Here is a 12,242-nt window from a genome sequence, read left to right on the forward strand (position 1 = left end):
AGAGTCCGCATTGTCCTTTTATGCCGACAGGAGCTGAGAGTGCGCGCCAGGGTAGTCCGCACCCGCCGCCTGCGAGCCGGCCTGTCCCAGCTCGCCTTCATGTTCGTCGGGCTCGGGATGGGACTGGTCGTCCCGAGAATCGACTCGGGACCGCGCGCGCCGAGCGCCCAGGTGGCGGGCGCGCTGCTCTCGATCGGGATCGGCCTACTCGGCGCGGTTGCCCTCATCTTCTCGATGCTTTTCCTGGTGGTGCAGTGGGTGGCCACCACTTTCACACCCCGGTTGATGATGTTCCGCGACGACCCGATCGTCTGGCGGACCTTCGGCTTCGCCCTCGGATTGGTCGCCTTCTGTGTGACCGCCGCCATCGCCATCGGCAGAAATCCCGAGGTCTCGGTATTCGTACCGATCTTGGCGATGCTGCTGTTGCTCTTGCTGATCGAGCAGTTGCGGACACTGCAGTTGAGAGCCTTCTCCGCTATTCAATTGGCGCCCGCGCTCGGCACGATCGCCGACCGCGGGCGCATCGTGCTCGACGCCGTGTACACCGGGCACGACCTCGAATCGCAGTCCCTGCCGCCGTCACCGACGACGATCGTCTGGCAGCGGCCCCCCGTGGTGCTGCAACGGGTCGACGTGACCCGGCTGATCGATGCCGCTACAGCGGCGAACGCGGTCATCGTCCTGCGTGCGACTCCCGGCGCCACACTGCATCACGGCAGTCCCGTGGCGGACGTGCACGGCGGCGAACTGTCCGCCGCGCCGGTGCTTCGAGGGCTCGTCGTCGGCGACGAACGGATTTTCGACCAGGATCCGCTCCTCGCGTTTCGACTGCTGTCCGATATCGCGCTCCGCGCGTTGTCCCCGGCGGTGAACGACCCGGCGACCGCCGTGCAGGCCTTCGACGAATTGGAAGATCTGCTCGGCTGGGTGGCCGCGAGACGTCTGGAACCGACGCGCCACACCGACCACGACGGCGTCGAAAGACTTGTCGTTCAACGGCCCGGATGGGAGGAATTCCTCCGGACGAGCGTCGACGACATCGCGTTCGTCGTCGGCTCGCCGATGGTCGTCACAGGTCTGCGCGACGCGCTACGGCGAGTACGCGAGCGGGCCCTGCCCGAGCACACCGCACAGCTCGACAGGCGATTGGCTCTGCTCGACGACAAGGTGGCCGCGCTATGACCCGGAGCGAGCCGTTCGCCACAGTCGGGCCCAGTCGAAGGCCGCGCTGGCGGGGCGCACTCCCGGTCTGTTCCTCGGCACTCGCACTCGCAATGCCGCCGGTCGGATGGTGCACCGCACCGGAGTGTCGAGGAGCAGGGATTCGCCGTCGATGCCTGCCGGAATCTCGGGGGCGTCCGCGTCGATGGTCAGCTCGATCGCCGTTGCCTGCGCCAGGCCGCGAAGGCGGGTTCGGCGGAGCAGACCGACCGCGTCCCTGGTGCTGGTGACCGACAGTGTGACCGCGCCGAGCACACCGCGATCGAGGCGAACACGACGGCTCAGTCCCGCCAGATCGTTGCTGCCGTACGGGTTGTTGCTCACCAGAATCGCCTGTGGTCCCTCCACCGTGATCTCACCGATCCGGGCGACCAGTTTCGGCCCGCTGTGCCCGTTGAGCAGATCGGGCAGCAGAGCCAGCACCGTCGCGGTCTTGTCATCGCGGTAAGCCGGGCTACGCACGATCTCCGCGTACACCCCGAACGAGGCGTTGTTGACGAAGGGACGCCCGTTGACGATGCCGAGGTCGACGCGCAACTCCACACCGTCGCGCAGCGCGTCGAGTGACCGGGTGGGATCGGCGCGATCGAGTCCGAGGTCCATGGCGAAGTGATTGCGGGTTCCGGCGCTGATCACCAGGAACGGCAGATCGTGTTCGACGGCCACCGCCGCGACCAGCGCCTGGGTCCCGTCGCCGCCCGCGACCCCGAGCAGATCGGCCCCCTCCGCCACCGCGCGTTGGGCCAATGCGGTGACGTCGATTTCCTCCGGCCCTTCGAGAAGAACGACTCGGGCGCCCAACTCTTCGGCTTTGCGCACGAGGTCGAACTTCGACACTTTGCCGCCACCGGAGCGCGGATTCATGATCAGGAACGGACGCTGTGCCGGTGGAACGGAGTATTCGGGCATCGTCGTGTCCGCGCCGCTGCCGCGCAGGGCGATGCGAGCGGCGACGACGGTCACCAGCGCGAGCACACCGGAGACCAGAACGACCCACAGCAGATTCGCCCGCACGAACGAGACCACGACGACGATCGGCGCGAGCAGTGCGACGCCGAGAGCGATCCACCGCAGTATTCCGAACCGGGTGACAAACGAGTAGAGCGCCGCCACCGCGACCACGACGCCGCCGGTGCCGACGATGAGCAGCGCCATGGCGCCGAGGACGCCCGCGGCGAGCACGGGCACCACCGCCGCCGCGGCGGCGCAGACGAACGCCAGCCATGCCCACCAGCGTCGGGCGTGGCTATCGGTCGTGTCGGTGTTGGTCATGGAGGCGGATCACTTGGCGGTCGTTTTGCGCGCCCTGGGGCGGCGCGCGGGCTTGGCCGGTGTCGACTTCGTTGCCGACTTCGTTGCCGTCCTCGGTACCGACTTCGTTGCCGACTTCGGTGGCGTCTTCGGTGCCGCGGCGGCCGATTCGGTGGCGGGATCGTCACGCCAGCTGATCTCGATTTCGATTTCGGTCTCGTCGCCGTCGACTTCGATCTCGAATTCCCATCGAACCCGGTCGGCGACAACGATCTCGATCGAGTCGCCACCGGTCTCGAATTCCACTTCGGAACCGTGGGCGATAGCTCGGCCGATCGTGATGAGCCGCTCGCCTACCTCTTTGCGGGAGAGCTCGGATTTCCTCTTGATCTCCAACTTCGGCACGGCAACTCCTGACTGGATTCAGCGTGGATGTCTACTCACGCTAGCCGCGTCGGCGAGTCGGACGGATCACCCTTTTCGGATGAGCTGCGCCTGCCACCGGACGCTCAACCTGCTCGGTCGATGCGCGATACGCAGAATCCGTTCGCGGCATGGTCGAGAGTGAGGTCGACCGCTGACGTCACACCGTCGGCGCTGGTCACCGGCGCGCTGACGGTCACGACCGAGCCCGTGGAACCACGGATCGTGAGTGCCTTGTCCTCGAAGCGCCGCACTCCGGACAGGGTGTCGCCCGGCTGCGCGCCGTCGCACAGCAGCGGGTAGTCCGGTTCTATGTCGGCCGGGTTCACGGGGTCACCGACGACCCGGCTCAAATAGCGCTCGGCGGTATAGCGCGCTTGCTCCTCGGTGAGCCGGGTCGCCGATCGGTCGCTGACGATCGGGCAGCCGTCGCCGGACCGCAACTCGCTGGGACGCAAACTGACGTGAAGCGCGTCGTTCTCCCAATACGGTCCGAACTGGCCGAGGACGCCGGGCCGACGCACCGCGTCGACGATCTGCTCGACGTCGCCGTACATCCCGGGAATCTCGGCGGGCGACTGGGTCCAGCACTTGCGGATCAGCGCGCTCATATCCCCGGCGAGAACATCGTCGAGCCAGGGACGCAGAACCGTCGCCGCCTTCGGACTGCCCGGGACCGCACCGATCTGCGCGACCGGCGAGGTCATCGGCGCGTCCGATCCACCCCGATCCTTGGCGGTGAGCACAGCGAACGCGGTCACCCCGGCCACCACCGCCGCGCCGCCCACCCCGAGCAGGACTCTCCTCGTCAGCGATGCGCCGGACGCACGCGAGAGTCGCGTTTCTCGCTGCAGCACAGCGGTATCCCCCACCACCGGCCTGCCGGTGAGGGCAGCGATCGCCGCGGCGGCGAGCTCCCCGCAGCTGGCGTACCGGTCGTCCGGGTTCTTCGCCATCGCCCGCGCGATCACCGCGTCCATGGCCTGCGGCAGCGCCGGATTACCGGCCGACGGGCGCGGCGGCGGCTCGATCAGATGCGCGCTGATCAACGCGGCCGGACTCTCCCGCTGGAACGGAACGAAACCGGTGAGCAGCTCGTAGAGGGTGCCGCCGAGGGCGTACACATCGGTACGCACATCGAGCGGATGCCCCTCCAGCTGTTCGGGCGCGGCGTACGCGAGCGTGCCGAGCACCGATCCCGCGGAGGTGAGACTGGTCGTCTCCCCCATGCTTCGAGCGATCCCGAAATCGGTGACCAGTACCTCGTCGGTGCCGTCGTCGGCACGCGCGATCAGCAGGTTCGCCGGTTTGATGTCGCGATGCAGCAGTCCCTGCCGATGCGCGTAGTCCAGTCCCTCGGCCGCCTCGGCGACGATGCGAACCGCCCGCTCCGGCGTGAGCACCGACAACCCGTGCCGTAGCAGCTGCGCCGCGTCGAGCCCGTCCACGAACTGCATCGCGATCCACAACCGGTCACCATCGACCCCCCGGTCGAAGATCTGCACAACATTCGGATGCCGCAGCCGCGCAGCCAGATCGGCCTCACGCTCGAACCGCGCCCGAAACGTCGGCTCCACCGCCAGCCGCGCGTCGAGCACCTTCAGCGCGTCCTTGCGCGGCAGCCGCGGATGCTGGGCCAGATACACCGCCCCCATCCCCCCACCGCCGACCCTGCGCTCGATGCGATACCCCGCGAGGATCGCCCCAGGCCCGAACTCCATCACCGCTCCTTCGCGTCACGACCACCCACGTGACTGCGATCAGGCTATCCGCCCCGGCCGACGACTGCCGGAAGTCGATTCGCCTGCGCTGGTTCAGCGATGACGGCGAGTTCACTACGTGCCGTTGACCTCCGCGCGCTCGCCCCATTTCGCCATCCAGCTCGCGTTCTCCAGCGAGATGGTGTTCTCGCAGTCCGCGACGAACTCCACCCACCGGACCTGGTCGGTGGGCGATCCGTCGGTGCGCCAGCGATCGAGCCGCCGCTGCAGACGATTCGCGGTGGCGAGGTAGGTCATCACCAGGAAGTCGTACCGCTTGCCCGCGAGGTAGGCCAGCAACGATCCGCTCAGCGTGGTCATGACCGCGACCCAGGGAGCGATCCGCCCCGACGCTTCCGCGCCGACGCCGGTGTTGATCGCGGCGACGATCGTGGCTGCGAGGCCGAGGCCGATGGCGGCGCGGCGCAGCCGGGTGGCACGGGTGCTGTAGCAGCGGGCGGCGGGTAGGTAGTAGTCGTCGATCTGGGCCCTTATCCGATCGCGGACGTACTCGTCGGGGTGCATCGACGGTGGAGCCTGGACGGCTTCGCCACCGGGTACGAGCAGTGGCAGCAGGTCCTCGGCCGACTGCTCGATGCCATCGATGTCGGCCTGCAATCGCCTGTACTGTCGCGCGTCGCCGGTGGCGCGGTAGGTGAGAATGCGGTGCTTGATGCCTTCGGAGACCGCCCGCGCTCGGGTCCAGCGGCGGGTCGATTCCGCGGTGAGGAACTGGGCGGTGAGGAACGTCGCCACCGCCAGCGCCACCGCGCCCGAGAGCGCCACGATGCGGGTCGGGGTGCCCGCCGCGCGGAGGATGGTGGTGGTCGAGGCCGTGGCGATCGCGCCCCAGCTCCCGAGGAACAAGACTGTGAGGCGCACGCGATCCAAGCGGCGCTTCATCCGGGTAGCGGTGCTCGACCAGCGAGTTCGCCTCTGCCAGAGAGTGTTCAGAAGGTCCTCGTCGGTGAGCATCACTACTCCTCCTCACCGGCGATCGGCAGTCCCTCGCACAGCACGACGTAGTCGATCTCCGAAGAGACCCAGCTCCGCCACATCTCTCGGCTCATGTTGTGGGTCAGCTTGGCGCAGAGTTGCTCGGGCGAGGCGGTTGGTACGGGCCATATCCGGATGGTCTCGTCCACGCTCGCCGACATGATTCGAGATCCGTCGGAAGTGAAGTCGACAGCGGTAATCGGGGCACCGTGACCGACCAACGGAGGACCGATTTGGTTGTGCGTCTCCACGTCCCACAGCCGCAGCACGTTGTCGGTGCCGACCGTAACGATTGTGCGGCCGTCCGGAGAGAATCGGATCTGACTGGCGGGGCCGTCCTGCCACATAGGCTCGCCGATTTGTTGGCTGGTGTCGGTGTCCCAGATGCGAACCGATTTGTCCTCGTAGCCGACGGCGAGCAGGCGACTGTCCGGGCTGAAGGCGGTGCTTTTGACCCACGCCTGTCCAGCCATCGGCTGGCCGACCGACTGGCCGGTGTTCGCATCCCACAACCGCACCGAGTAGTCCGAGGCACCGGTGGCGATATGGCTTCCGTTGTTGTCGATCGATATCGCTAGCACGGAGCCATCGTCATGGCGCAGTTCCAGCCCGATCGGCCGCATACTCGTCATGTCGCGGATCTGGGTATGGCCGTCGGAGGTGGTCACCATCCTGCGTCGACCCGAATCGTGCACCACGTTGGTCGTTTCCGGCGGCAGAGTGATCGGCGGCCCGATCGCCACGCCCGATACGGCATCCCAGAACCGAATGTCGGTCAAGGTGAGGGACTCCTTGCTGAACCCAACGGACTCGACCTGTGTGCCTTCGGCGGCGTATTCCGGGAGGGGGATTCCGTGTTCACCTCGGATCGAGGGGCCGATCTGTGCACCGGTTTCTGTGTCCCACTGCCGGATCGTGCCGTCCACACCGCCGGAGACAATCTGTCGGCCGGTCGGACTCACGTCCGCGCTGGACACTTTGTCGCCGGGGTGGATAACTCGCCCCTCGCGCACATCCCACTCACGGACGGTGGAGTCGTAGCTCCCGGACAGGACTCGACCCGAGTCGGGGTGAAATGCGATGCTGGACACGATGAGTTCGTGTCCTTCGAGTGGCTCACCGAGGGATCGGCCCGTCTTCGCATCCCACAGCCGAATCGACTTGTCATCGCTTGCCGAGGCGATCTCGGAGCTGTCGCGACTGTAAGTTACTTGTTCCACAGCCGCTGTGTGCCCACGCATCGGCTCCCCGATCGGCTGGTGGGTCCTCGAATCCCACTGCTGGAGATCGAATCCCGCGACCACGAGTCGGTCACCGTTCCAGTCGAAGGCAAGACTGTTCACCGCACTGTGCGTGTAGGCGGTCAGCGGCTCGCCCGAAAGCAGTCCCGACTGGGCGTCCCACAGGCGCACGCTGCCGCCGAAGTCGCCTGAGGCGATCAGCCCACCCCCGCCGAATGCCACCGCTGTCACCGGCATCGTGTGCCCGGTCATCTCGCTGATCTGCTGCTGCGTGTCGGCATTCCAGAGCCGGACAGTCTTGTCCCAGCCCGCCGATGCGATATGGCGGCCGTCCGGGCTGAACGCGACGCCGACGACCGCTCCGGTGTGGCCGCGCATTTCGGCACCGATCTGCTTCTGAGACCCGATGTCCCACAGCCGCACCGTTCGATCTCGGCCCGCGGACACGAGGCGGGCACCGTCCGGACTGAACGCAATGCGTGCCACCTCTGACTTGTGACCTGACATCGGATCGCCGATCGGCTTCCATGTGGCGGCGTCGAGTAGTTCGATCTCGCTACCTTTGGCGGCCGCAATCAGCTTCCCGTCCGGGCTATAGGCAACGCTCGCGACCTCGGCCCCGTTCATACTGACAATCTTGCGGAGCTTGCCTTGCTGGTAAATAGCTTCGAGCAGGGCGAACTCCTGCCGGGCTCCCGCATCGAAGCGGTGCGCGGCGATGACCATCTGCATGCCGAGGATGTCGTTGCTCTTGCCCGGCCACTTGCCCGAGAGCATACGATGCGAATGCGCCGACAATGCCATGACGGTCGCATGACGGTTCTCGGCGACGGCCTTTTCCTGCGCCCGATCCGCACGCACCCACAACAGCCCCGCAACCAACGCGGCAACCATGGTCAACACCAGCGCCACCCGCAGAATCCGCGACCGCCGGTGCAACGCCCGCGCGCTGCGCTGCGCGTCTTCTTTTGCCCGACTCTCCGTGGCCGCCAACGTCTCCGCCGCGAGCTGACGTTCCCTCGCCGCCCGCAGCTCATCCTCCTGGTGCCGACGTTCCTCCTCGATGCGCTGATCCTCGGCGCGCCGCGAGTCCAGCAACAAACTCCGCATCGGGTTGAGCCGCTCGCGGAATCCTGGTGCGGCGGCGAGTGATTCGGCGTCGGTGAGTCGCGACCCCGCCAGCAGCCATTCCTCGCGCCGCCCGTTTTGCTCCCACGCCTGCGCGGCCCGCTCGAGATTGTCGGCGGCCTCGAGATCGGCGGCCTCCACCCGCAGCCAGTCGGCGAGCGTATCCCATTGGCGCAGCAGGCTTTCCAAGGCGACCTCGACGACAACTGCCCCGTCGCGCTCGTCCTTGACCAGCAACCTGCGCGCGACGAACGCCTCGAGCAACGGATGACTCTCCGGCGGCAGATCGAACCAGCGGGCGGGGCGGCGCATCGGCTGGTCGTTGCCGGAGTTGATCGTCGCCAGCCACGGCACGAACGCCCGTCGCAAGATCGCCAACTGCCCGGCGCGGACCTCGGGATCGTCGTCGAGCAGTTCGTCGACCTCCCGCTGCACCACGCGCCGCAATCCGCCGAGGGATTCGTAGTGCGCGAGGGTGATCTCCCCGTCACCGTAGTCCTGATACAGCCGGGCGAGGGTGAGCGAGAGCAGCGGCAGGGTGTCGGCGCCGCGCGACCAGTCGTCGAGCAGACGTTCCACCAAATCCGGGGCGAAGGACAACTCCGCGCCCGCTTCGCTCGCCCGCCGCACCGGCCCGACGATGACCTCCTTGAACTGGGCCTGTGGCATCGGCTTCAGATCGTCGAACGGCCGCACCGCGACCGACGCCAGCATGGGTGCGGTCTGCAGCGGTTCGTAGCGGTCGGAGCGGATCGTGGCGACCGCGATCATCGTGATCCCGCGCTCGCGGTCGAGCAGGCCGCCGAGCAGGGTGAGCAGCACGCCTGCCTGCTCGCCGGCCTCGGGGCCGAACAGTTCCTCGGCCTGGTCGATCGGCAGGATCAGCGTCGGCACCGGATCGTCGTCGGAGTCCAGGACGCGCTCCCGCGCGGCCTGCTGGGCCTCGATCAGCCAAGCCCGCACCTGTTCGATATCGCGGACACCGTCCTCGATCTCGGTGAGCCCGGGCCGACGCAGCCCGACGCCGACGCGCAACGCATGGATCGACCGTGCGAATCCGGCGTCGCCGGTGAGCGCTCTGCGGTGCGGACGCACGATGTCCATGGTGAGGAAGTGTCGGTCGTCGCGAGCCAGACGAGGCAGCAACCCGGCCCGCACGAACGACGACTTACCGACGCCGGAGGGACCGAGGACTACGAACAGGTGGCCGCCACCAAGGCTACGCAGGCCGCGCACCGCGTCCATCGCTCGCCCGATCTGCGCGTCGCGGCCGAAATATACTGCGGCATCGACGGATTCGAGCGGTTCCCACCCTCGGTAGGGTGCACGGCCGGGGTCGCCGGGCGGTGGCCAGGCGAAGGTGTCGGCGCCGATGCCCGCGGCCCGCAGGCCGTAACGGAGCCGCTGCAACCCCTCGGTCAGGAACTCGACCGTTTCCCCGTCCACCGAGATCGCGGTCTTCGGTCCCTCCCCGAACAGGTCGCAACGCTGCCATTCACTGGTCATGTCGCGCCCCGTCAGCGGTTCGAGGCGGACGGTGAAGATCGGCTTGTTCATGGACTCGGCATGGCGGTATTCGACCTTGCACTCATGAGAGCTGTCCCAGTTGTCCGACAGCAGACAGATCACCGCCTCACAGCGGTCGCCCGCCCGGCGCAAAGCGTCCTTCCACCGAACACCGGCCGGAATCCCGGTGTCCTGGTCGAGATCGAGGAAGATCTCGCCTGCCAGACCGGGCTCCGCCTCGATCAGCCACGCCCGCAGCGCGACCGCCTCGCGGCTGTCCCGGCTCGAATGGCTGAGGAACAGCCTCGCGATCTTGCCGGAATGCGCTCGCGCCGAGCGCGGGTCACCCTCGCGCTCGGCCGAACGATCGGCGTTCATGGCAGCTACACCCGCGAACGGTCGATGCCCGCTTCGACCAGCGCCGACCTCGCCACGTCCTTCGCGCACGCGGTGAGCGCGCCGAACGCGCTGATCCGGCTGAACGTCTGCCCGGTGTGGACGACGTTGTCGTTCTCGTCGTCGCCATCCACGATCGGCACGGCACCCGCCAGCAGCCATTTGCGAACATCGGCGACCGACGGCATCGTCCCGGCCACCCGCAGATGGAATTGCTGAATCAGCAACACGATGCCGGCGACCACGGGCGTGGCCTGACTGGTGCCGTGCTGGATCGACTCGCCGCTGTCGTTGCGGATCCCCGAGGAGGTCGTCGGGGCGCCCGGCGCGAAGATATCGGTCGCGCAATCGCCGCCCACGCTCGCGTGCAGACGCTGCGAGAACGGCGTGATCCGGTCCGGCGCCGTCGAGAGAGCGGTTGCTCCGGAGCCGTAGCTGAACGATCCTTCGTCGGCGTCGTAGACCGCACCGACACTGATCGTCTGCCGGAAGATCGCCGGGTAGCTCATGCCTTGGCCACTGTGGTGGCCGAAGTAGTCGTTACCCGCCGCCACACAGCAGGCGACGCCGACGTCGGTGAGCTTCCGCATCGCATCGCCGATGCCGTCACCCGCGAAATCCGCGTCCGAGGTGTTGTTGTCCGAGGCGCCGAGCGACATACACACCGCGGAAATACCGAGCGATGTTCGATTGGCCAGCACCCAGAGCAGTGCGTCGCGAATCGCCAGGAAACTACCGCCGCCGGAGTTACCGAGGACCTTGACGGGCACGATCTTCGCGCGCGGCGCCATCCCGGTGTGCACGCCGCCGGCGCAGATGATCCCCGCGACGTTGGTTCCGTGCCCCTGCCCGTCGGTCGGATCGGTGGGCGAACCGTTGTTGTCGGACGTGAAGTTCCGGCCCGCCCGCACACGGCCGGAGAAGTCGACGTGGGTGGTGCGGAGCCCGGTATCGAGGACGGCGACCGTCATGCCGGATCCGTCGACGTTGAACTTGGTGCGCGCCTCCGCCGCGCGCACCAACAGATCGACCTCGAGCAGTTCGGGCATCACCGTCAGGTCGGTCTGCAGCGGCTTCTCGACGGGTACCACGGAGTCGAATGCGACGCCGGCTACCGGCTCGGCAGAGATGGTGTCGGACATGATGATTCCTTCCTACAGAGCCGAGTACGCGACGATGAAGTCGTAGACGTCGCGAGTCATCCGCCGCCCGAAGTTGGGCTTGCTGTTGTCGCCGATCGCGCCGGTGGCACCGCGCAGCACGCCCACGACGTAGGGCCATCCGTCGGTGTCGTACACATAGAGCCCCGAACCGCTGTCGCCGTACCAGGCATCCATGAAGAAGTTGATGTACTGACCGTTGAGGATGCCGTTGCCCTCGTTGCCCCAGATCTGAGGTTGCGCCTTGTCACTCGGATGGCCGTAGAGGTACATCCGGTTGCCGCTCACCACGTTGTCGGGCGCGACCCACAGCCCCTTCCACCCCGATGCACGGCCGGGGAAGTCGCCGTATCCGGAGAATTCGATGACGGCGTAGTCGAACCGCGCGTCGCCGCCCGCGTTGTTGACCCAGCCGCCGGGGACCGTCACGTTGTATCCGCCATGGCTGCCGAAGGGCATCGGCGTCGGGTCTTGGCGATCGGTACCGGGTGCGACGGAGGCGAACGGAAGCCAGTTCGTCCCGTTGTGCACCACGTGCGCCGCGGTCACGGCGGTCGACGGCCCGACCATCGTCGCTGACCCCGAGTATCCCCCGTTCGCGAGCGCGAGATAGGCGACCGTGCTCATCGGATACACCGTGTTGTCGCGGCGCACGACGCGGTTGTCCGAGCCGATGATTCCCGACAACGCGTGCAGCGACGAGGAATCGAGCTGTTCGGACCGGGAGCGCGACAGCGCAGTGTAGGACGCTGTGCGGCGTTCCCGGTCCTCCCGAAGCAGCTCGACGAACGTGGTGGTCGGCGCCTCGGTCGTGTACTCCTTGCCGTCGTTGTAGATCACCGGCCGCAAGGCTTCGGCGAGCTCGTAGTCCGACATCTCCAGGACAGGGCCGAGTTCGTCGCCGTACGGCGGTTCGACACGGGGATACACCGAGTTCGGTGAGAACTTCGCGTCGCCGACCAGAGTCAGCGGTTGACCTTTGGGCGAAGTCAGCGTGGTCATTGCGGTAGACATTCGTGCTCCTCGATACTCGAGCGGCTCCGATGTCCCAAACGCCAACGTCAGCCGCAGATTTTCAGGCTGTTTTCGAACGTACGAGGATGTGCGCGAGCTGACACGAGTACCCGGCTACCCCAATTTCTCGCGCAGTACTACGT

At 67.1% G+C, this 12,242-nt stretch carries 8 protein-coding genes; 1 reads left to right on the forward strand and 7 read right to left on the reverse strand.

Going from position 1 to position 12,242, the window contains the following annotated elements; translation table 11 throughout:
• Nucleotides 1–39: 39 nt before the first annotated feature.
• Nucleotides 40–1,185, forward strand: a complete 1,146-nt coding sequence (locus ASD42_RS25780; RefSeq protein ID WP_056821277.1) for a DUF2254 family protein — start codon at nt 40–42, stop codon at nt 1,183–1,185.
• Here the strand turns inward: ASD42_RS25780 and ASD42_RS25785 are convergent.
• The 7 genes from ASD42_RS25785 to ASD42_RS25815 form a co-directional block, all read right to left on the reverse strand.
• Nucleotides 1,180–2,496 (reverse strand): diacylglycerol/lipid kinase family protein, encoded by a 1,317-nt coding sequence (locus tag ASD42_RS25785; RefSeq protein ID WP_056821278.1) that lies wholly within the window; start codon nt 2,494–2,496, stop codon nt 1,180–1,182. The two genes, ASD42_RS25780 and ASD42_RS25785, sit on opposite strands and share 6 nt — an antisense overlap.
• Nucleotides 2,497–2,505: 9 nt before the next feature.
• On the reverse strand, nt 2,506–2,880 hold the full coding sequence (locus ASD42_RS25790) for an amphi-Trp domain-containing protein (protein ID WP_056821279.1): 375 nt from the start codon (nt 2,878–2,880) through the stop codon (nt 2,506–2,508).
• Nucleotides 2,881–2,984: 104 nt separating this feature from the next.
• Entirely contained in the window at nt 2,985–4,619 is a 1,635-nt protein-coding gene (locus tag ASD42_RS25795) for a serine/threonine-protein kinase (RefSeq protein WP_084787307.1), read from the reverse strand.
• Nucleotides 4,620–4,733: 114 nt separating this feature from the next.
• Nucleotides 4,734–5,633 carry a DUF4231 domain-containing protein gene (locus ASD42_RS25800; protein WP_156677587.1) on the reverse strand — a complete coding sequence of 300 codons (900 nt, stop codon included), beginning with the start codon at nt 5,631–5,633 and terminating at the stop codon, nt 4,734–4,736.
• A 2-nt stretch (nt 5,634–5,635) separates the two neighbouring features.
• The gene (locus tag ASD42_RS25805; protein ID WP_056821283.1) at nt 5,636–9,907 is read right to left on the reverse strand and encodes an nSTAND1 domain-containing NTPase; all 4,272 of its coding nucleotides are present in this window, start codon (nt 9,905–9,907) and stop codon (nt 5,636–5,638) included.
• 5 nt (nt 9,908–9,912) lie between these two features.
• Nucleotides 9,913–11,067 (reverse strand): S8 family peptidase, encoded by a 1,155-nt coding sequence (locus tag ASD42_RS25810; protein WP_056821286.1) that lies wholly within the window; start codon nt 11,065–11,067, stop codon nt 9,913–9,915.
• Nucleotides 11,068–11,079: 12 nt separating this feature from the next.
• Complete coding sequence (locus ASD42_RS25815) at nt 11,080–12,099, reverse strand: trypsin-like serine peptidase (RefSeq protein ID WP_131816491.1); 1,020 nt, start codon at nt 12,097–12,099, stop codon at nt 11,080–11,082.
• Nucleotides 12,100–12,242: the final 143 nt, after the last annotated feature.

The organism is Nocardia sp. Root136 (assembly GCF_001427185.1).
Taxonomy (GTDB): Bacteria; Actinomycetota; Actinomycetes; order Mycobacteriales; family Mycobacteriaceae; genus Nocardia; species Nocardia salmonicida.